Source organism: Ruegeria sp. CDSA020 (assembly GCF_059612345.1).
Genome location: NZ_JBXWQK010000002.1, coordinates 335,962 through 357,905, shown reverse-complemented (window position 1 = coordinate 357,905; position 21,944 = coordinate 335,962). Strand labels below are relative to the sequence as shown.

Here is a 21,944-nt window from a genome sequence, read left to right as displayed (position 1 = left end):
CAGCAGTTGTTCGATTCAAGCCCGTATTGACCGATGTTGCGGCTTGTATATTTGGGTAATAAGGGCGGAAAGCAGACTTTCGCTACTCCCGCATAAGAAGCATTCACAGTCTCAGTTAGCGGCTATTCAACAACGCTTGCCATGAATTGACTTTTGGTGCGAAGGAAGCTTTCGCTTGGATCTATGTTAGGCTCAGGATGCATTGATTTTTGCTGCGCTGCGTGATTCACAGCTCCAAATATGGAGCGATGACATGAGCGACCTTTATTGGTTGACAGACGAGCAGTTGGCCAAGCTTTCCCCTTTCTTCCCGAAGTCGCACGGCAGGCAACGGGTCGATGATAGAAGGGTGCTGAGCGGGATTATCTTCATCAATCGCAATGGGTTGCGTTGGCGAGATGCCCTAGGGAATACGGACCTCACAAGACGCCCTACAGCCGGTGGAAGCGTTGGAGTGAGAAAGGCATCTTCGCACGGATGATGGTTGGTCTGGCTGCCGAGCACGGTAAAAAGAAGATGGTCATGATCGACGCCACATATCTAAAAGACCATCGCACGGCGTCCAGCTTGGGTGTCAAAAAGGGGGGCATGGCCGCCTGATTGGCAGAACCAAAGGCGGCATGAATACCAAGCTGCATGCTATTTGTGATAGCTAAGGTCGCCCGCTCAACCTGTTCGTTACCGCCGGGCAGGTCAGCGATTACATCGGTGCTCGGGCTCTGCTCAGCAGCATACCAAACGTGGATTGGCTGCTCGGGGATCGCGGCTATGACGCTGATTGGTTCCGTGAAGCGCTATAAGACAAAAGGATACGCGCCTGCATCCCAGACCGTATGCAACGCAAGACACCGGTCAAATACGATAAGCGCAAATACAAACGCCGCAACCGGATCGAGATCGTGTTCGGCAGGCTCAAAGATTGGAGGCGCGTGGCGACACGCTACGACCGTTGTCCCAAGGTCTTCCTCTCAGCCTTCGCACTCGAGGCAACCGTTATGTACTGGTTATGAATCTTGACCCTAAGTAGAATTGGTCAAGTTGAGAACTCTGTCGGTTTCAGCGCCAAGCCTTGTTGCAACAAACATCATTGAGCCGCCTGGCGCTCTTTTTCCGGCCAGAATTCATCTACCACGACATATGCGATGATTACAAAGAAGGCGGCGCTGGCAACTTGCAAAACTCGAATGATGCTCTTGACGTCAGCCTCGTCTGAAAACGGTGCAACCGACCCGCCGTATACAATCAGAGCCGTTGTAATAGCAGAGCCGGCAGCGGCGGCGAGTGGGGCTTGAGATTTACCGAGTGCTCCGAGTGTCAGGCAAAAGAAAAAACACAGCAGAATGGGCATTAGAATAACCGGAGCTATTACGTTTATCTCATAGCAAATGATGGATACTGCCGCCCCAAGAAGGTTTGCCGTCAGCATTGCTTTTGCAACTGTTTTGCCTGCAGCGGGCATTGCCGCAAGTTGCTGGCTCAGCAGGGCGACAAAAAACAAAACAAGTAGTGCAGATGCGCCGGAAACAAAAAACGCCAAGGCAAACGGCACTGTTACAAGCGACATCCTGACTATACGGCGATGTGGGTCGAAGTTCGGCGACGATGCGGCCTTCTTCTGGGCCGCTGTTTGAGGTTCGGCGGGGATCAGCGCGAACATCAGTGTCGATACGAAGCCTGCGAACAGCAGGTTCAACGGTATCCAATACACGAGCACCAAAGCCAGGTCCTGTGATTGCAGAACCAGGTTCGGGATCATCAATGCTCCCATGAGAGCTATGACACCGGGTAATACTCCGGCGCCGGAAACTGACCACATGAAAGACAGGATTATTCCAATCGCCACCAGCATCAGAAATACAAGCGGATATGGTGAGAAAATTGACGACACCAGAAACGAAATGAACATCAACCCAATAGAGAAGACAAAGAGCTTCGCAAATGCTGTCAAAGGCAATGCGGCAGGTGCTTGCAGAAAAAGGGCGGCGAACACCGCCCCAACGACGGCAAGCGGCCACCCAAGAAATAGGCCCAATGAAAAGACGCCGGTAACACCCAGCGCAAGCCGGGTGACAGAGCGTTGGTCCTCAGTACGCATAGGACAGAATTGAAACCACGCGGATGTAGGTGCGACCTACGAGGTTCAGCAACGAGTTGTCGCTTAGGTACATGATCACATCGGCTTGCCCATTCAGTTGAAAGCGAAGGTCATCTTCGGCGCTTCCGGCTTCATAGCCAGGTAAAACGATCCTGACTGGGAATCTCTCAGGCTCGCGCAAAAAACCTTTAGTGCTTGGAGGGCTCGCCAATTGCCCGGGCACATCACCGCCACTTAGGGAAACAGCCGCACTAAAGCTCTCAATGACGCCGGGAATAACCTGACCTGGATGCATGTCCAACACGACATCAACCGGAGACCCTATCGAGGCTCTTCCTAGGTTGTTCTCGGAAAAATACGCCTCAATCCAGACGTCAGTTGCGTCCAGAAACGTCAACAGATCCTGGCCGGATCGCGCATATGTTCCGGGGGCTATCAGCAAATTCGAGATGACACCTGTCGCCGGAGCGCGCAACTCAGTCCACTCAAGGTTAAGCTCTGCATCCGCCAAGGCCGCCAACGCGCGCTGGATTTTCGGATTTTCAATCCCGTCGTCACCAAGTCTCTGTTTTGCTTTTTCCAGATCCGCTTTTGCGTTCTCATAGTTAGCCTCGGACTCCCCCAGTTGCCCTCGCGCATCATCGGCCTTTGAGACGGCAATCAACCCTTTCTTTTCGAGCGCAAATACGCGTTCCGTTTGGATGCGCATCGTATCCAGATCGCTCTGCGCCCTTGCCAGTTTGGCCTGTGCGGCTCTTACCTCTGCCGAAGATGCGCCCACTTCTTGAGTGGCTGCTTCAAGATCAGCTTCCGCCTTGTCGCGCTGAATCTCGTAGGGTCGCGCATCGATCCGGACAAGGACATCTCCGGCCGAGACAATCTGACCATTTTCGACCAATACTTCAGTCACAGTGCCAGTCACCTGAGGGACGATCTGGGTCGCCACGGCTTTTACTCTTGCGTTCCCGGTAAATGGCGTTTTCCGATCAGCGATCAGGTACCAGACAAGAAAAATCAGAATGACAGCCAGGGTTGTCCATATCGTCTTCCTCATTTCGCCGCACTTTCTGCAGCGCCCTCAGCTTCGGGCGAGGTATCAATCCAAACCTTGAACAGCTCATAAAAGACGGCGAAAAGAACCGGCCCCATAAAGACGCCGATCAAACCGTACGCCATCATACCTCCGAGAACACCGATGAGGATGACCAACATGGGAGTCTCGAGGCCTTTTGAGATGAACACGGGTCTTAGGAAACTGTCCATTATAGTGACGGGAACAGCCAGTATGGTGAAGATCAAAGCAGTTCCGCCGGACATGGAACTCCATGCGTAGATGATTACCGGTATAAGAACCAATCCGGGCCCGATTTGGATAATCGAGAGTATCAGGCAGATGAATGCCAATGTGGCGGCCGAAGAAATCCCAAACAAAGCCAACAGTATCCAAACGCAGACCGCTTGAATGGCAGCTACGCCAATCACACCTTTTGTAACGTTCCGAATAGTTGCGCCTGCCAGTGTTACGAATTCTCCACCGCGCGGAGCGAAAACACGGTTGGCAAAGCGCTGAAGACCCTGGACCATATTTGGCCCGGGGCTGAACAACGCCCCCATAATCAATACGGACAGAGCTAAGCCAAGAAGCCCGATGCCGATGCCCAACACCTTTCCAAACAGCGACTTGGTGATCTCAAGGATTTGCGCGCCATATTTCGTAAGCGCGCCGTCAAGATTGCGCTCAAACATCCCCCAGACATCGGAAATTTTGTCTCCAACCAATGGCAATTCCTTGAGGCCCTCGGGCGCAGGGGGGACTTTCAGCTCACCCTTGTCAGCTTGTTCCGCGAATTCAGCCCCTAGTTCTGCAGCACCAGACACCGCAGTTGCGACTGGCCCCAGGGTCAAAACAAGGCCCAGCAAAACCAAGATCGTTGTGGCAAGCTTTTTCCGACCTCCCAGCTTGGACTGCAGCCAATCAAATGCCGGGTAAAGCGCCACACAGAGGATAGTTGCCCAGATAACCACGCTTGCAAGCGGGGCCACCATGACCAGAGCGCTGTAGAGAAATAGTCCGAGAAAGAGCAATCGTATCGCTAGATCGACAATCTTTGCGTCCTGTGTCTTTTCCATTCCATCCCTCCATATATTTTTTTGAATGTTATACTCAAAAAACATAATATGTATATTTTTTTGAGTTTTAGTGATCATCTATCAGCTTGAAGGCGCAAATGAATCCAGGCCGCGGCTTGAGATGCACAGACGGGCCAATGCCTGTGCAGGAACTTGGTTTGGCTCATTTGAGTGTAGTCTATTAATCCGCTTTTTTGTCGTCTTGGGACAAGATTGTATCTGCCACTGTGGTCGCCGCGGTCACGAAGACACCGAGGCCCACGATGATGTAAATCATTGTGAAGATCTTCCCTGCCGCGGTTTCAGGTGAGAAGTCACCAAACCCTACGGTCGAAATTGTCACTACAGAAAAGTAGATTGAGTCGAGCCAACTCCAACCCTCGACAAAGTGGTAGAAGACCGAGGCCCATAAAATCATTCCAACCGTGAAGGCAAGAATGCCTTTCACTCTACCGTCTTTGAAAGCGACGCCTATCCCACGTGTTATTCTAGTTAGTGAGTTCATCCTGTCCTCGTCGTTTGAAGAATTCACATATAACAGTAATTAGATAAATGTGGGAAATCGAAGAAATCTGGCTGCCAATAGCTTGGGAATGCGTCGAGCCGCTGAAGTCGCAACCCCTGCAACGTGTCCAGTTCTGGTCGGTCAAACTCGCTTCAAGCCAGCTGATTGGAAGCTGGGTCAGCGGTTCAAAAGTTACTTTGTCATCTACCCGTGATTTAGCTGTCCGACCAAATCAGCGAGAGTTATCAGCTGTACGGTCAAGATCATTCAGAGGTCGGGAAATTTACCGACCATATAATCCATTAACCTAACAAATAAATGGTTTAGGTTGCCCAAGGTATGAATCGGAACATTAGGAGAAAAGCGTGCGGTACGTTGCAAAAGGTGTATTTGTTTGTTGCGCTGTCGCGTTTGTGGCTGTGTTAGCAGCTTGGCTTTTCCTGTCTTCTACGTTGTTTTCTTCTGTAAGGACCACCTTCGTTGAAAACCTGATCTCCAAGAAACTTGGTCAGGACGTCATCATAGAAGATGAAGTGCGTCTAGGCCTTGGCCGGCAATTAGAGGTGTCAGCGGCGGGGCTGGTACTGCCTGGTTCGCGGAGAGCGAACGAGAATCTGGCAGCAATCGACGAAATAGAGTTCGAAATTTCCACGCGCGACCTCTGGAACAGTAATCTATCGCTGAGCAACCTTTCTCTCTCGGGCGTTCACCTGAACCTGATCACAGGCAAAGACGGCGTCGGAAACTGGCAGTCCCTTTCCCAATCAGATGTAGAAGCCGGGCAAGCTGCTAAGTCTCCGAAAATGCCTTTGGCTGGAGTTCTAACGGACCATAAAATTGACCTGACCGAATTCACCGTTTTTTACCAAAACGATCTAAATGGGCTTGAGCTGGATCTGCAGCTTTCTGAGCTGCTTCTAAAACGCGATACGGAAACCGACGTTGCGACCGCAGTTGGGGCCGGTTCGCTAAATGGAGAGAGGTTTGATCTGAACGCGACATTCCCTGCGGAAGACCCGTTTCAGGTAGCGGTGAACTTCGAACAGATTTCGATTACCGCAGAGGAAACCCCCATAGAAGACGGGCTGCAAGTGAAGACGACCCTAGAGGTTGTAGAACTTGGCCAGCTTCTCGATATCCTGAAGCTTGACCGTGTCCTGGAAGGTTCAGGGAGCATTGGTGCAACATTCAAATCGGTCGACGGCATTGCCCGGATTGATGATCTAAGTGTTTTGACGGAGTTGGATGGCGGGCAAAGCCTCTCGCTGACAGGGCAAATCGGAGAATTGGGGAACCCGGAAGACGTATCGCTGACAACCCGCATTCGGTTGTACCCTGAAGATGCTGAACCGGGCACAGCCGCATCGCGGTATGATCTTAAACTTATCGCGGTCGACATGGTTATCGACAGCGTCCCCGGGCAGATTCCGCAGCGGCAAATGGTCATTAAGACCAACGGATTCACATTGGACACGTCTGGCGAGGGTCCGCCTCCGATCAAATTCTCCGAACTTTCCAGAACACCAGAAGGCACCTTAAGGGTCGGAAGCATCAACTTGAGAATTGGGAACCCGGCTGATCCGTTTATCATTTTGGACGGTTCGGTCGATGACGCGCTGCAGTTACAAGGAATATCAGCAGAAGGTCTAATGGGTATTCCGGCAAGCAGTTTGATCTCACCAGAACTGTTAGGACCGGACGACCAACTCGGCAGGTTTTCCGGCGACTTTCATTTGAATGGCGACATCAGTCAGCTTTCGTTGACGAATTTAGATGGAAAGACAAGTGAAACAGAAGTCTGGAACCTCGAAGTACACGGCACTGTCAAGAATGTACTCAAATTCGAGGACCTGGATTTGGCAATTGATGTTGAAGTCCCGTCAGGAGCGGACCTTTTGGAGGCACTATCGCTTGAACGTGTGGAAACCGGACAGGCTCGCCTTGAGATTGACCTCGCTAGCGAAGGCACCGATTGGAACGCGAGTGCCAATGTCGAGGTTGCTGAATCTGTCCTGGAAATTGTCGCCGATCTTGATGATGCAACAAGTGATCCTGTGCTGAAGGGTTCCATAGAGAGTGACCTGATAAAGATAGATCATATCCGAACCATCGTTCAGGCCGCCGCACAGTTGCGGAAGCTAGGCGGTACGGAGCCCGATGAGGAAGATGTCAATCAAGAAGCCGGTGGCACTAGCCCTTTAAGAGATGTGACGCTTAAACCAATTGGACGTTCAGTTCTTTTGTCCGGTATGGATATGGATGTCGACATTGACCTTTGGCACATAGAGGGTGCCAAAGGCATTAGCAGTTTGCAGAGCGAACTGACGCTTAACAAAAATGAGCTTAAAGCTGGGCCTTTGAAATTTGAATACGGTGGCGCTCATTTCGACGTCAGCGGGCAAATGGATCTATCGAACGACGCGCACCTGCTCACGTTGACCGGCAAGGCAGGCGGCTGGCAGCTGGATGATATTCTTCACGGTCTGAACTTCAAAAAAGGTGCAAGCGGTACGATTTATGCAGATTTTTCGGTGTCAGGAGGAACCGATTCACCCAAGCACTTTGCCAACAGCATGAACGGCAACGCCACAGTTTCATTACGTGATGGCTCGATCGAGACCCAGCTTTTGGATTTGGCGGGGCTGGGTGTGCTACCTTGGGTGTTTACCAAAGAAAAACAAAAGGTTGCCCCAATCATATGCTTGCGCGCGCCGATTAGTATCTCCAATGGAAGTATTTCGACGAAACAAACCACCTTGGAAACGGATCATGTCCAAGTTGTCGTTTTTGGCGGGGTCGATGTGGCTGGCAAGGTCTTGGATTTAGATCTACAGCCCCGTAAGATTGGCGAACCTCTTTCGAAAAGCCCCTGGCCAGTGACTCTAAAAGGCCCGCTAGCTAAGCCGAAAATCAAGGTCAAGGACGGCCCGAAGCGACTGAAACGATCAGATGGTGCAGACAAAATGCCTGCCAAAAGAAAACTCTGCGTACCGGATATTTTGCAACTGCAGTAGTGGTGGAGGCAGTTGGTTCAGGAACAATCTAGAATTAAAGAAAGATGATAATGCTCCCGAAAAGGGATTTCCGCTTTGAGCCCAGAGCCGCCGTCGCTGAGTGAATTGGCAGCTGCGAGCGCATTGGGCCGCTTACAACACTTTACCGACATTTGTCGCCAAGTTGTTCGTCAACTGCCAGAGTGAAAGGATCGGATGTCGGCTCTAAGCCTAGAGAGATAGATGCCGCCATTTGTAAGAAGGCTGTTCCCACGCCGCATGAAACTTGCACGCGACTAGAGCAATCTCGGGACCTACGGCACGCACCAGTTACTGTAGGCATTCGGGCCGCATGCGCCTTTCGCTATATGGGAGTTGCAAATCTCAGTTAGATCGCAGTCTTAGCGGATGTGCGGAATTGTAGGATTCTAGACAAAAGAAGACCGCCCAGGGCGTAGATAAAGAAGGTTCCAAAATCCAAATCAAAGCCTTCTATAGAAATGTCAAAACCCCTAAACAAGATCAATGGCATGTCGATATAGACTGACGTAAAAACAAGGGAGGCGGCGGCGAACCAAAGCGACTGGTTCCAAAGCCAGCGAAAGGATCGCCATGATCTTGCCGCTGCTGGTCGGCCCACAAACATAATTGCGAATGCGACGCCAAAGAAAAACGCGACATCATAGATGATCCCTCCGAAATCTATGATGCTATAGTTTAACATACTGATGCCGTAAGTTAGTGTTGCGATTAGCTGTAGTGCTAATTCGGCAAGTGCTGCGACGACGAAGAGGCGAAGCGCAAAGATGATTTCCTGACGCGTCCATTTGGCAAAAGAGAGTTTGTCGTTGAGATAGGCGTAGGTCAGTGACCCGCCCAGAACAAACCCGGCGGCGTGCCGAACCGAGACCACCACATCGTATTGCCAAGCCCGAAGTTCTGTTTCGGTTACATATTCGACGCCCATGACGATCAGGCTGAACGCTGCCCACACGATAAAGTATCCGATCCCCAAAAGGGTGGAGGCAACGAGATTCGCTGTTCTTGACCGTGTCGTGCGCCAACTGAATACGTTGAGCGCGTTGAATACCAAAATGGCGAGAAGTGCGCTCCAATAAAGGCGGTGCAAAACGAACCGGCCGACCTCTTGCACCACAGTGTCTTGGCCGCCGCCGAACAGGAAAAACGGGTCTTCTGCGACAACCCATCGAATTGCCGCCAAAGGGATGCACACCAGCACTGCCATCCAAAGAACACCAAACACATACCGGCTGGCTTTGCTTTGGCTTGCAGTCCTGTACATCACCGCCACAGGGCCATCATCAAGGGTGCCGGTTTCGCGGCATTCGGACGCTGCCGATTGTATCATCGTGATCACCGCGTCACGCCGGAACTGGAGGAAGAAGAATGACAACGCCATCAGAAATGGAAGGATCGAGATGATCACTGCGACCGTGCGATAGCTATCAAAGTCGGCGTGTTCTTCGACGATAACTGGAATTTCGATGGGGTCGTTGGCGACCGAAGGCTCAACAACCGGAGTGTCACTGGTCCGGTCTTCTCCTGAAGGGGGAAGGTGGCCCTCGCCGTCTACGGAAGGATCTTGCGGGATTACTTCGATCTCCTCCGGTACCAAGTAGATTACCTCGGAGCGTTCTGGATATTGAAACACGGTTTGTAAGTTTGGGACCACCAGCGCCAAATAGACCAGCGACCCCATCAAAACCGCGGCTATCGCAGTCGATGCGTCCGCCTGTCGGTCCAAAAAGCTGGTTACTGAAGCACGTCTTTCGCCAGCTCGTTGCAGAATTTCTTCGGCTGCATGTTCGTAATGTATGCTGGTAGGGTGCAGAAGTCCAAATTTCACTGCAGGGCTGAGACCTGCAAACAGGTCTTTGCCTCGCTGATCCAAGTGCTCCTCGAGACGAATCTTGTAGCTGGGTACGCCAAAGATCCGACGGATGAGAAGATAAGTGGCGACAAAATATCCACCGATGATCCACCAAAAGAGAACCGCAACAAAGCGATACGGAATCGGAAGCCAAAAAAAGCGCTTTAGCGGGTAGCCAAAGGTTTCAGCCAGAACACTGGAAAAATGCAGAAGGAGACTATTGCCTGCAAATTCGGCCAATGAGCCAACTAAATAAGCCGTGAGCAGGAACACCGTCGCGAAAAGAACGGCGTTAGATTTCATCAGTTCTTTGTAGACCTCCTGGGTGGCGGTTTCTATCACTTCGACATGTGCGAATGCGGCAAAGGTGATCACCACAAAGCCCGCAACCAAACGTCTGACAATATGAAGATTTCCGCTTATGGATGAAATAACATCAGTCATCTAAATACCCTTGGCTTCAATATTCCGCAGGGCGCTCAAAATTCGCGGCGCTTGCGTATACAAAGTCAAGTATAGCAAAAAAACGGCAGCACGAGAAATCGTGATGTAAACCATGTTTACTTGGGCAATCCGCCAGCAGTGTATAGAAGGTTGCGCTGTTGATCCAAACAAAGCTGTGTGCTAACACGTCGTAGGGTCCGAAGCCATTAACATCTTACTTTGGCGATGGAGTTGACACTATTAGGCAGAATAAAGCAGACCTCCAACGAAATCTCTCGAACGGCAGGAATGTCCCGCGATGTGTGAATTCGTTAGCAGTTAAATTATGCGCTTGCAGCGAATGACCGCAAAGCAGGCTGCTACCGCAGAATCTTGCTTGGGTGTTCAATGTCCGGTATGGGCCGCCCGCGAAGACGGCCCCTCCATTCTATATCTCAATGGCTTCTGCGATGGCCAAAGCGTCTTCCAGCTCAACACCCAAATATCGAACAGTACTGTCCATCTTGGTATGTCCCAACAGGAGCTGGACGGCCCGCAGGTTGCCAGTCTTTTTGTAGATCTGTGTGACCTTGGTGCGTCGCATTGAATGCGTACCATAGGCTGTTGCCTCAAGACCTATAGATGTAACCCAATCGCGAACGATCCGTGCATATTGGCGCGTTGAAATGTGTAACCGCTCGTGGAAGCGGCCTGGCCACAGAAATTCAGAACCAACCATAAGAGGGTCCTCCATCCATTTCGCAACTGATGCTCGAGTGCCTTCCGAGATTTCAAATCGAACTGGCTTCTGAGTCTTGCTTTGCAGAACAGATGCGCGTTCCTTGATCTGACCGGACGCCATCACATCCACAACTTGCATGCGAACGAGGTCACAGCCCCGAAGCTTGCTATCAATTGCCATATTGAAAAGAGCGAGGTCTCTGTGGTTTTCGGCGAGTTCAAGGCGAACTCTTATCGCCCAGACATGTTTCGGTTTCAGTGGGCGCTTCTGTCCGACGATCCGGCCCTTGTTCCAAGCAGGGCGAAGTGCGCGAATGGCAGGTAAATTTGGTGTTTCCATGACTGATCCTCCGATCCGCCATGCCCTCCCAGAACGACAACCCGACGTTGACGGCCAATCATATCACAGGATGCCGCATTGCATTCGAGGTCGGTTCGGAGCCCAAAGTGCATGATGCTGCGCTTGAACGAATGGCTGCTTTTGTGGAAAGGCTGCGACCAGCCCATTGAATTGATGGTTTTGTGGAAACCTGGACTTGAGCAATGCGAGTTCTACGGGCCTGCATGAGATCTCCGGTATTTTTCTTGACCAAACGGTTAAAAAAGTAATTACTCTTACGAAACCCTGGGGAGGAACGATACGATGATTAAAACAACAAGTCTTAGCCGCCGCAGATTTATGGCGACGACCGCGGCAACATCGCTGATGCTTGGGGCCGGACGTGCCACGGCCGCAGAACCAATCAAGACGGCAGGTATCTATACGGTACCCGTCGAACAGCAGTGGGTCAGCCGTATTCATCAAGCGGCACTTGCAGCGCAAGATCGTGGCGACATAGAGTATTCGTTCTCTGAAAATGTCAGCAACACAGATTATACACGCGTGATGCGTGAATATGCCGAGGCGGGTAACACGCTGATCATCGGTGAAGTCTTTGGCGCGGAACAAGAAGCCCGCGAAGTCGCAGCGGAATATCCGGACGTGGCATTCTTGATGGGCTCAAGTTTTAAAGAAGACGCCGCGCTGCCGAATTTCTCGGTCTTTGACAACTATATCCAAGACGCATCGTACTTGTCTGGCATCATTGCCGGAGCAATGACAGAGTCTGGAAATATCGGCATGGTTGGCGGCTTCCCGATCCCCGAAGTGAACCGCCTGATGCATGCATTCATGGCCGGCGCGCGCGAAATGAACCCGGACATCCAGTTTCAGGTCAGCTTTATCGGTAGCTGGTTTGATCCGCCAAAAGCCAAGGAAACAGCATTTGCGATGATCGAAAACGGTGCAGATATTCTTTATGCCGAACGTTTCGGGGTATCAGATGCTGCGCAGGAACAAGGTATTCTTGCCATCGGAAACGTCATTGATACGCAAGCTGACTACCCCGAGACCGTTGTGGCATCAGCGATTTGGCATTTTGAACCAACACTGAACAAAGCAATTGCTGAAGTTCAAGCGGGGAGCTTTGCGGCCGCTGACTATGGTGTCTATTCCTTTATGATCGAAGGTGGGTGCAGTCTGGCCCCATTGGGCACGTTTGAAGGAAAAGTTCCGGAGGCGGCACTTGCGTTGGTTGCGCAGCGAGAGGCCGAAATCAGGTCCGGCGCGTTCTCGGTCGTGATCAACGACAGCGAACCATCGTCGTCTTAATCGATCATGTCCAAGGACGCAGTTGAGGCTCTTTCCCTTAACGCCATTACCAAACGATTCGGAGAGCTGATCGCGAATGATGCGGTCAGCCTTTCCGTGAACGTCGGGGAGGTTGTCGCCCTGTTGGGCGAGAACGGGGCGGGCAAGACAACCCTGATGAATATCCTGTTTGGCCAGTACACGGCCGATAGTGGAACCGTCCGTGTATTCGGAGAGACCATACCGCCGGGCAATTCGCGTGCGGCTTTGGACGCAGGTGTCGGCATGGTGCATCAACACTTCACGCTTGCAGACAACCTGACCGTTCAAGAGAATATCACCTTAGGGGTCCATTCACTTCTGCGCCCAAGTTTGGGACGGTCAGCCGCGAAGGCGCGGATTGTGGCGTTATCAAAGAAGTTTCACTTGGCCGTCGAACCGGACGCACGTGTTGGCACACTCTCAGTAGGCGAGCGTCAGAGAGTTGAAATTCTCAAGGCACTCTACCGTGACGTCCGTATTCTTGTTCTCGATGAACCGACAGCCGTGTTAACCCCACAAGAGACTGATGATCTGTTCGCGACCCTTAGGCGTGCCGTCGCTGAAGGGCTATCGATCATCTTCATTTCACACAAACTCCACGAAGTCATGGCGATTGCAGATCGTGTTGTTGTGCTGAGGCACGGGAAGATGGCGGGCGGAGTAAAAACAGGTGGCACCGACAAGAACGCCTTGGCCGCGATGATGATGGGGACTGAAGCAACACCACCGGAAGTGCTTCCCTCGAAACCCGGTATGCCGCTGCTCGCGCTCCACAAAGTCACAACTCCTAATGTTGGAAGCGCCCCGGGTTTGAAAGCAGTTTCATTGGCTTTAAAAGCGGGTCAGATTGTCGGCTTGGCGGGTGTGTCTGGCAACGGACAGGCTGCAATGGCCGATGTCGTTGGTGGTTTGCTAAACCCAAGCGATGGACAGATCAACCTGGGTAGTAGAACCGTTCACAGATGGACACCCCGTATCGCGGTGCAAAGTGGCATCGCGCGTATCCCAGAAGACAGGCACAAGACTGGCACGATTGCTGATTTTGACCTTGTGGAAAACGCCATTTTGGAACGTTACAAATCTAGTTCCTTTAGCAAGGGTGGTTGGCTGAATTGGCGGAAATCTAGGGCCTTTGCGGACGGTATTGTTGAGAAGTACGATGTGCGATGCCCCGGATCGGATACGCCGATCCGTCTGCTGTCTGGCGGAAATATGCAGAAGTTGATCCTTGGCCGTGTGCTAGAGGCCGATCCGCAGATCATACTGGCAAATCAACCTGTTCGCGGTCTTGATATCGGGGCGGTCAACTATGTGCACAGCCAGTTGCTGGCGGCACGTGAAAGCGGTGCTGCGGTGCTATTGATCTCTGAAGATTTGGATGAAGTTATGGCGCTATCCGACGTAATTCATGTCATTGCAGACGGGCGACTTTCTCCAGAATTTAAGCGAGGTGAAATGACACCTGCCCAACTTGGGCTTTGGATGGCCGGCCAAGGATTTGAAGCGGACATCGCCCATGCGTCTTGAACCGATCAAGAACCCGACGCTGGCCCGCAAACTCGTCCCACCAGCAATTGCGCTTACGTCAACCGTTGTGATTGCTTCGCTTTTGGCAATGGTTGCGGGCGCGAACCCTTTTTCTGTTATTGGGTTGATCCTGAAGGGCGCGTTTGGCTCGCAATTCGCGATCCTTGAAACACTTAATCGAGCAACGCCGTTGATTTTCACCGGTCTTGCTGTTGCTGTCGCGTTTCGCGCCAAGTTTTGGAACATCGGTGCGGAAGCACAACTTTATGCCGGTGCACTTGTGACAGTCCTACTCGGGACCGGACTGTTGCCCTGGCCAAGCTTTGCGATCCTACCCATTATTGCCATCGCATCCATCATAGCGGGAGCTATGGTTCTTGTGGTGCCCGCGCTTCTCAAAACGCGGTTCGGCGTGGATGAGGTTGTCACGACACTGCTGTTCAATTTCATTTTCCTTCTGTTTATCTCAATGCTCCTTGAAGGGGTGCTCAAGGATCCGATGGGCATGGGGTGGCCGAAATCGGCCCGCATCATACCCGAAGCGAAATTGCCGAGAATTGTTGATGGGCTGCGCCTGCATTGGGGGTTCGGGTTGGCGATCTTATCAGCCGTTTGCATTTGGGTTATCCAGACCCGCAGCACTTTGGGATATGAAATGCGTGCCGTTGGATTGAACAAGGATGCGGCTGCCTTTGCTGGTATTCCAGTCAACGTCGTGATCGTGAAAACGGCACTCCTCTCTGGCGGTCTTGCAGCATTGGCAGGGTTTTCCGAGGTGGCCGGACTAAAGGGAAGTCTAACGCTCGATCTGTCACCGGGGTTTGGTTACACGGGGATCATCGTCGCGATGTTGGCTTTACTGAACCCACTTGGTGTGGTCGTAGCGGCGTTGTTTGTCGCGGGCATCTTTGTGGGCGCTGACAGCATGAGCCGCGCCGCTGACGTCCCGACGTATCTGGCCGATATCATGCTTGCGACAGCCCTTCTTCTTATGGTGCTGGCAATCATGCTGACGCGGTTCCGCGTGGTGAGGGACTAGCTATGGAAATTATCGAGATCCTCTTTACAGCCAGCTTTTGGGCCGCAGCAATTCGCATCGCGAGCCCTTTGATCTTTGCAACGATGGGGGAGTTGATTTGCGAACGCGCGGGCGTGCTGAACCTTGGTATAGAAGGCATCATGGTCGCCGGTGCATTTGCCGGCTGGATGGCCGTCTACTCGGGCACCGGGCTTTGGACCGGTGTGTGTGTCGCGATGCTGGTGGGAATGTTATTCGGCCTGCTGCATAGTACACTCACGGTGCCGTTTGGCTTGTCTCAGCATGTGGTCGGCCTTGGCGTCACGCTGCTGGCGACGTCTTCGACTTATTTTGCATACCGGCTGGCGTTGCCAGAGGTCACAAGCCCGCCAAAAATCGAAGCGTTCAAACCTTTTGAGATCCCGGTCTTGTCAGACATTCCGCTGCTTGGCCCTGCGTTGTTTTCGCAAACCCCGCTTACTTATCTTGCCTTCATTCTTGTTGGGGTCGTCGGTGTGGTCCTCTATCGAACGCCCCTTGGCCTCGCTGTACGCGCTGCCGGTGAAAATCCCGCGGCCGTTGCGGCCCAGGGTCTATCCGTCACATCAATCCGCATGGGGGCAGTTGTCGTTGGCAGCGGTTTAATGGCAGTCGGCGGCTCTTTCTTGACCATGTCGGCATTCGATAGTTTCTTTTTTGAAATGGTAAATGGCCGTGGCTGGATCTGTATCGCGCTGGTTGTCTTTGGATCGTGGCGGCCGGGCAAGGCCCTGCTTGGCGCAGTTCTTTTCGCGGCTTTTGATGCGCTGCAGATCCGAGTACAGCAAACAAGTCTGGGCACCCAGATCCCTTACCAGATTTTCCTGATGATGCCTTACATCCTGTCCATACTCGCGCTTATCCTGATGTCACGGCGCGCCGAAGTGCCCGCCGCGCTCATGGTTCCGTTCAATAAAGGAGAACGCTGATGTTTGATCTGATCGTCAAAGGCGGCACGCTGCCAGATGGACAAGTCTCAGACATCGGGATTTTGGGCGATAGGATTACTGCAATCGGTTCACTTGAAGCGGCAGAAGCAGGTCAAGTTGTGGATGTAACTGGCGACTTGGTCAGCCCGCCATTTGTCGACCCGCATTTTCACATGGATGCAACTTTGTCCTACGGTCTGCCTCGGATCAACAGCTCCGGCACACTTCTGGAAGGTATCGGGCTTTGGGGCGAACTCAAGCAAGTCATGACCCAAGATGCGATCATCGCCCGTGCGCTCACCTATTGCGATTGGGCCGCGAGCATGGGACTTTTGGCAATTCGAAGCCATGTTGATACCTGCGACGACCGGCTCTTGGGGGTCGAGGCCCTGCTCGAGGTGCGTGAGCAGGTCAAAGACTATATTGATCTACAACTCGTGGCTTTCCCACAAGACGGTTTTTACCGCGACCCCACTGCACGCGATAACACCATCCGCGCCTTGGACATGGGTGTTGACGTTGTCGGGGGAATCCCGCATTTCGAGCGCACCATGGCTGACGGTGCGGCAACGGTAAATGAGCTTTGCGAAATCGCAGCTGCGCGTGGTTTGCAGGTTGATATGCACTGCGACGAATCCGACGACCCACATTCACGCCACATCGAAACACTCGCATACGAAACGCAGCGATTGGGCCTCAATGGCAGGGTCGCGGGATCGCATTTGACGTCGATGCATTCGATGGACAACTACTATGTCTCGAAATTGCTGCCGCTAATTGCCGAAGCCGAAATCAACGTGATCCCAAATCCGCTAATCAATATTGTTCTACAGGGACGGCATGACACGTTTCCGAAGCGACGCGGTTTGACGCGCGTTAAGGAAATGTTGGCCATGGGGATCAATGTCGGATGGGGGCAAGATTGCGTGCTGGACCCTTGGTATTCGCTGGGCACTGCCGATATGCTCGATGTGGCCTTCATGGGGCTACACGTCGCGCAAATGACCAGCCCTGAAGACATGCGGGCCTGTTTTGATATGGTCACTGTAAACAACGCCAAAACGATGGGTTTGACAGACTACGGGCTGCACGTCGGAGCTAAGGCATCCTTGGTTGTACTTGATGCCAGCAACCCAATCGAAGCCCTTCGCCTGCGTTCTGCCCGACTTTGTGTTATCGCCAATGGCCAAGTTATTAGCCAGTCGCCTCGGGCCGACGCAACGCTATCTCTGTCAGGACGCCCAAAATCATCGAGAAGAAGGCACGGCTCAGACATTGCGTAATTCCGGACGCACCGACACCGGTATTGAGTGGCAAAATCGTTGGATGCGGAATGATTGTCGCTAGATATGGAATCCCTATAAAGCGGCCATTGACGCACTTGCAGCGAATTCAAGCTCCGTCCGCAGTACAGTCGTCCTAATAACTGAAATGCTGCGCGTCGCACCAACGGCAGCTATGACGGGCCGCACCGCAGCACTGCAGAAAGTGAGTGAAGGTCCGGAATGGGCCGAGTCTCCACATCGTCAACGCCTTGCTGACCTACACTCGCTTATCATCCGATGAAATTAGAGTGATCCCCGTGCCGGGTTTTGCTAGTGGATTGGGGTAGCCATGTCGTTGACGTGGCTTCGCGTTTCTTTCTAGGCCACGGCGTCGTGGGGCACTTCCCACGGAGCGACCCAATCGCCTTCGATCTGCAGCGTGACGCCAGCGTCTTCCTCGATCAGCTTGCAGACGGTCATCTCGCCAGCATCCACGCCATAGCGTTCACCCGCTTCCTTGAACCGGTCGTGGCAGGCATCGGTCAGCTCGGAGCGAGTGCCGGTGGCGTCCATCAGTTCCTTGATCAGCGCCAGATCCTTCAAGCAGAGTTTCAACGGGAAGGACGGATCATAATGGCCTGCAAAGATCGACGGCACATCGTGCTGCATGACAAAGCTGTCGGCCGCGCCGCCTTTCATCACGTCCCACCAGACATCGGGGTCGATCCCGGCCAGCTTGGCGGTCACCATGGCTTCACCAATGGCAGTGGCATGGATCTTCCAAAGCTGGTTGTTGACCAACTTGGCGACGTAACCGTTGCCATATTGACCGACCTTTCGGACTTCGCCCATGGCTTCAATCACCGGGCGGGCCTCTTCGACATGAGCGTCTTCACCGCCGACGAACATGGGCATGTCACCACGAATGGCCGCGTCTACAGAACCGGTCACCGGCGCATCCACGGGTTTGCCGCCCTTGGCGACGAAATCCTTAGTCAATTCGCGCATGAAACCGGGCGACGAGGTGGTCAGATCGATCCAGATCTTGCCGGCGCAGTCCCCGTGGATCAGGCCGTTCTCGCCTTTCAGAACCGCCTCGCAATGCGGAGGGCCAAAGACCATTGAAACGACGCAGTCAACCTGACCGATCATAGCTTTCGGGCTATCGGCCCAAGTTGCACCCATGGCGATGTGATGCTCGGCCGCCTCACGACGCAGATCAAAAACATAGGTTTCAAAACCCGCGCGGATGATGTTCTTGGCAGCGTTACCGCCCATGGTTCCAAGACCGATGAAGCCGACTTTCATGATAGAATCCTTCCTTATGCCGGTAGCTTTCTACGGATGCGATGTATCATCAGTAAAACAATTTTGACCAATCAATGATATTGGAATATCCAATACTTCATGTATGATATCGATACGAAACTTCTGCGGTCTTTTCTCTCAGTTGCCACCGAACGCAGCTTTTCCAACGCGGCCAGTCGCTTGGGATACTCGCAGGCGACCATGTCGCAACGCATTCGTCAGCTCGAAGGGCTGTTGGGCGTTACATTGTTTGAACGCGGCTATCACAGTGTTGTCCTCACCCCCGGTGGCACCGAGTTGTTGCCCCATGCCCAGCGAGTGGTAGACGAGCACGACAACTTCCTGAACCGGGCTCGCAAAGGGCAGGTGTCAGGCAATGTGCGACTGGGGATTGCCGAGGACTATGTTTTACCGATGTTGGCCAATCTTCTGAAGCGCGTACAGCAAATTTATCCCGGCATCGAGTTGAGCATTGTTACTGGGCTCAGTCGAAACCTGTGCCAGCAGGTTGAAGCCCGCAATCTGGATCTGGCAGTGGTGACACTACCAGAGACCAAACCCGGGGCGCATGTGCTGGCCGAACCTGAGTTGAAATGGGTAGCCGCCCCCGGCTTCCGACATGGAGAGGGAACGCCCTGGCCTATTGCCTTCTTTCCTGAGGGCTGTGCGTTCCGCGCCGCGGCCAAGAAATGTCTTGCTGAGCAAGGCATAGCGTTTCGTGAAGCTTTGGTCAGCCCCAGCGGGCAGGTTATTCAGAGCGCCGCCGCCGCGGAAACCGCTATTACCGTCATGGCATTGGGGACCATTCCTGTTGAGCTGCGCCCGCTTTCCAAGAGTTACCGGCTCCCTAACTTGCCAAGGACTTGCATTCAAATTGTAGAACGCGATATGGGTCTGTCCAGCGCAGCCCTTCAAATCAAGGAACTGGTGATAAGCGCTTTTTGACTTGCCATTCAAACAATCAGTGCTGGCCCTGACGGTGACGTCGCCATGACCCTAAGCTGCGCTGCGCTGCGCTGCGACGCTTGACGATCCGACGAACGGCAGTTGTGGGCTGCCTTGAACGGGCTCGACGGCTCACGTTGGGCCGATGCTGCGCTGCCTCGAAGGTCGGCAACGAGCCCATAAACTACTGATGCCGCACCAAGGACAAATGGCTGCATCTCACGCCGATGCTGACATCTCTGAGGAAATGTGACCCAAGCCGGTTTTGGATTTTTGCCAGCTCGATTCTTGCTGCCACGATCCGTTGCCGACCTGGGTCTTATCAGTTGCAATTGATGTAGAACTTAACCTCCGTTTGAGTTCGCCAGTGGTGGCTGGGCGAAATCATTGGTTGGCGGTGTCAAATCCTCGGCTCCGGTTCCGGGCATCAATTCGAACCCAAGATCAAACTGGTCCAGAGTCGAAGCCAGTTGCGACACAACATCCCTGTTGCCTTCGGATTGGGCAGTACCGTCCGCCAGCATATCGACAAGCCTGCTCTCGCCGGTCATGACTTTCTCTAAATCCGCCCGGCTCAAACTAATCGACAGGTCTGCATCGGGTGCTGTTCGATCAACGATATGGGTCAGTGTAGCGTTACTCATCTCAACCACGATGTTCGCATCCCGATCCGGGATCGACAGGTTGATCGTGAACTCCATATCCGCCGCCTTTTCGCTGTTGACGCGAATGGCTATGAAATCAAGCCACATTGACGTCTCCATTGCCCGGATCGTGTCAGGGCCTGTGGTTTCGATGGTTGCACCTTGTGGAATACCATTGCGCAGTTCATAAGCGGCCCCAAGGAACGAGTTGCGGACCGAAGGGCTTTCTTTCTGATACCCGATCTGTTCGAACGCATCGGCCAATAGATCCTTGGCTTGCTGGTTTTCAGGTTCTGCATAGACCAGCTTATTCAGAATCTCGGTTGCGTGCAGGTACTGACCGGCGTCGTACAATTCCTGCCCTTTGGTCAGGATCGGCGCAGCGCCGCCCATCATTTCAACAAACAACGGTGCACTGTCCTTTGGCGACAAGGGTGTCAGAGTTGTCGGATTTGCATCCCAGTACCCGAGGTAGCGGTTGATGACAGCGCGGCTGTTATGCTCAACCGAGCCATGATAGCTGCGCGCGGCCCATTGCTGCTGAAGACTTTCCGGCACCTCGTAGACGTTGTGGACTTCATTGATGGTTACACCCTTGTTGGCCAGGTTCAACACGCCGTTGTTGAGGTTGGCATAGGTGTCGCGCTGTGCACGCATGACCTCTTGAATGCGGTCATTGCCGAAGCGGGGCCAGGAATGTGAAGCGAACATCAAATCGGCATCTTGTCCAAATTCATACAGCGCGTCGTTGATATGCTTGGACCAGCTGAGTGCATCGCGCACAAGTGCGCCACGCAGGGTATAGATGTTATGGATCGTACCGGTGATATTCTCCGCAGCCCAAAATGCCTTGAGATCGGGGAAATAGGTGTTCATCTCTGCCGGAGCTTCGGTGCCGGGTGTGTTTTGGAAGATCATGCGCACGCCGTCGATGGTGATCTCTTCGTAGTCATCCGATACATAGCGGGTCGGCTCGATCAGGCCGGTTGTTCCAGCAGAGATATTTTTTCCGATCGACTGATCCACATGGCCATGCGGATCGCGCGGCAGCAGAACGCCGTATTGGAAGAACAGGCGACGGTTCATCACATTACCGGCATAGACATTTTCGGAAACCGCATGTTCCATGAAGCCTTCGGGTGCGATGACTTCGACGCCATTGGCCACGTCTTCGTCGGTGATGACACCACGTACACCGCCATAGTGGTCGGCATGTGAATGTGAATAGACAACCGCCTTGACTGGCAGTTCCCCAACAGTGTCATTCAGCAATTTTAACGCAGCAGCTGCTGTTTCCTTAGATGCCAGCGGATCAAAGATGATCCAGCCGGTATCCCCCCGGATGAATGAAATATTCGACAGATCAAAGCCACGCACCTGATAGATCTTGCCTTCCAGAATCTCGTAAAGACCATAGTTCATGTTCAGGATCGCCTGACGTTGCAGCGATGGGTGGATCGAGTCGAAGTCCTGCCCGTCTTCCAACAGGAAGTCATAGCTGCCGATATCCCATGCAACGGTGCCGTCTTCGGTTTTGATTTGGCGATAATCGGGAACTGCGATCAGACCTTTGCGGCTTTCTTCAAAATCGCGCTGGTCTTCAAACGGAAGAGAGTCGCGCATCTGTTCCTGATATTCGACTGTAAATTTCGATGGCATCTTGCCTTTTGGATCAAAATGCTCCTGTGCGACCCCAGCGCCAGCAGTCAAAATCGAAAGTGCGGTGGAAAGAAAAAGTGTATGTCGGCGTGCCATGTTCATACGGTTCCTGTCGAGGTGAATTCAAATAGCGAAAGCGGCAAGGAAACAGCGACAAAAC

Annotated in this window: 15 protein-coding genes and 1 pseudogene; 8 read left to right on the top strand and 8 right to left on the bottom strand. The window is 52.9% G+C overall.

Annotation, left to right across the window (positions count from 1 at the left end; translation table 11 throughout):
- Nucleotides 1–253 precede the first annotated feature (253 nt).
- Nucleotides 254–1,010: pseudogene (locus tag AC2FJW_RS04745) on the top strand (IS5 family transposase).
- Between the two features lie 74 nt (nucleotides 1,011–1,084).
- Here the strand turns inward: AC2FJW_RS04745 and AC2FJW_RS04740 are convergent.
- The 4 genes from AC2FJW_RS04740 to AC2FJW_RS04725 all read right to left on the bottom strand — a co-directional run bounded on the left by AC2FJW_RS04740 (nucleotide 1,085) and on the right by AC2FJW_RS04725 (nucleotide 4,673).
- Entirely contained in the window at nucleotides 1,085–2,095 is a 1,011-nt protein-coding gene (locus tag AC2FJW_RS04740) for a DUF2955 domain-containing protein (RefSeq protein ID WP_496749364.1), read from the bottom strand.
- Complete coding sequence (locus AC2FJW_RS04735; protein ID WP_496749363.1) at nucleotides 2,085–3,149, bottom strand: HlyD family secretion protein; 1,065 nt, start codon at nucleotides 3,147–3,149, stop codon at nucleotides 2,085–2,087. The genes AC2FJW_RS04740 and AC2FJW_RS04735 overlap by 11 nt, the downstream gene beginning before the upstream one ends.
- Nucleotides 3,146–4,303: an AI-2E family transporter gene (locus AC2FJW_RS04730; RefSeq protein ID WP_496698605.1), complete on the bottom strand. Its 1,158-nt coding sequence runs from the start codon at nucleotides 4,301–4,303 to the stop codon at nucleotides 3,146–3,148. Before AC2FJW_RS04730 ends, AC2FJW_RS04735 begins: the two co-directional genes overlap by 4 nt.
- Nucleotides 4,304–4,406: 103 nt before the next feature.
- Nucleotides 4,407–4,673, bottom strand: a complete 267-nt coding sequence (locus tag AC2FJW_RS04725; RefSeq protein WP_246097203.1) for a potassium channel family protein — start codon at nucleotides 4,671–4,673, stop codon at nucleotides 4,407–4,409.
- A 422-nt stretch (nucleotides 4,674–5,095) separates the two neighbouring features.
- On the opposite strand from AC2FJW_RS04725, the gene AC2FJW_RS04720 reads away from it, so the two are divergent.
- The gene (locus AC2FJW_RS04720; RefSeq protein ID WP_496749362.1) at nucleotides 5,096–7,744 is read left to right on the top strand and encodes an AsmA family protein; all 2,649 of its coding nucleotides are present in this window, start codon (nucleotides 5,096–5,098) and stop codon (nucleotides 7,742–7,744) included.
- A 367-nt stretch (nucleotides 7,745–8,111) separates the two neighbouring features.
- Here the strand turns inward: AC2FJW_RS04720 and AC2FJW_RS04715 are convergent, their stop codons facing one another.
- Nucleotides 8,112–10,058: a hypothetical protein gene (locus AC2FJW_RS04715; protein WP_496749361.1), complete on the bottom strand. Its 1,947-nt coding sequence runs from the start codon at nucleotides 10,056–10,058 to the stop codon at nucleotides 8,112–8,114.
- A 427-nt stretch (nucleotides 10,059–10,485) separates the two neighbouring features.
- On the bottom strand, nucleotides 10,486–11,118 hold the full coding sequence (locus tag AC2FJW_RS04710) for a tyrosine-type recombinase/integrase (protein WP_113789758.1): 633 nt from the start codon (nucleotides 11,116–11,118) through the stop codon (nucleotides 10,486–10,488).
- A gap of 303 nt (nucleotides 11,119–11,421) precedes the next feature.
- On the opposite strand from AC2FJW_RS04710, the gene AC2FJW_RS04705 reads away from it, so the two are divergent.
- The 5 genes from AC2FJW_RS04705 to AC2FJW_RS04685 are packed head-to-tail and all read left to right on the top strand — an operon-like array spanning nucleotide 11,422 to nucleotide 17,246.
- The gene (locus tag AC2FJW_RS04705) at nucleotides 11,422–12,429 is read left to right on the top strand and encodes a BMP family protein (protein WP_496698532.1); all 1,008 of its coding nucleotides are present in this window, start codon (nucleotides 11,422–11,424) and stop codon (nucleotides 12,427–12,429) included.
- 6 nt (nucleotides 12,430–12,435) lie between these two features.
- Nucleotides 12,436–13,977: an ABC transporter ATP-binding protein gene (locus AC2FJW_RS04700; RefSeq protein ID WP_496698534.1), complete on the top strand. Its 1,542-nt coding sequence runs from the start codon at nucleotides 12,436–12,438 to the stop codon at nucleotides 13,975–13,977.
- The gene (locus AC2FJW_RS04695; protein WP_496698535.1) at nucleotides 13,967–15,016 is read left to right on the top strand and encodes an ABC transporter permease; all 1,050 of its coding nucleotides are present in this window, start codon (nucleotides 13,967–13,969) and stop codon (nucleotides 15,014–15,016) included. The genes AC2FJW_RS04700 and AC2FJW_RS04695 overlap by 11 nt, the downstream gene beginning before the upstream one ends.
- Before the next feature lie 2 nt (nucleotides 15,017–15,018).
- Entirely contained in the window at nucleotides 15,019–15,963 is a 945-nt protein-coding gene (locus tag AC2FJW_RS04690) for an ABC transporter permease (protein WP_496698536.1), read from the top strand.
- On the top strand, nucleotides 15,963–17,246 hold the full coding sequence (locus AC2FJW_RS04685) for an amidohydrolase family protein (protein ID WP_496749360.1): 1,284 nt from the start codon (nucleotides 15,963–15,965) through the stop codon (nucleotides 17,244–17,246). Before AC2FJW_RS04690 ends, AC2FJW_RS04685 begins: the two co-directional genes overlap by 1 nt.
- Nucleotides 17,247–17,606: 360 nt before the next feature.
- On the opposite strand, the gene AC2FJW_RS04680 is transcribed toward AC2FJW_RS04685, so the two are convergent.
- Nucleotides 17,607–18,536: an NAD(P)-dependent oxidoreductase gene (locus AC2FJW_RS04680; RefSeq protein ID WP_496749359.1), complete on the bottom strand. Its 930-nt coding sequence runs from the start codon at nucleotides 18,534–18,536 to the stop codon at nucleotides 17,607–17,609.
- 99 nt (nucleotides 18,537–18,635) lie between these two features.
- On the opposite strand from AC2FJW_RS04680, the gene AC2FJW_RS04675 reads away from it, so the two are divergent.
- Nucleotides 18,636–19,481, top strand: coding sequence for a LysR family transcriptional regulator (locus AC2FJW_RS04675; RefSeq protein ID WP_496749358.1), 846 nt, complete (start codon nucleotides 18,636–18,638; stop codon nucleotides 19,479–19,481).
- A 344-nt stretch (nucleotides 19,482–19,825) separates the two neighbouring features.
- On the opposite strand, the gene AC2FJW_RS04670 is transcribed toward AC2FJW_RS04675, so the two are convergent.
- A complete protein-coding gene (locus AC2FJW_RS04670) occupies nucleotides 19,826–21,880 on the bottom strand; it encodes an alkyl/aryl-sulfatase (protein WP_496749357.1) in 2,055 nt (684 codons plus the stop codon).
- Nucleotides 21,881–21,944: the final 64 nt, after the last annotated feature.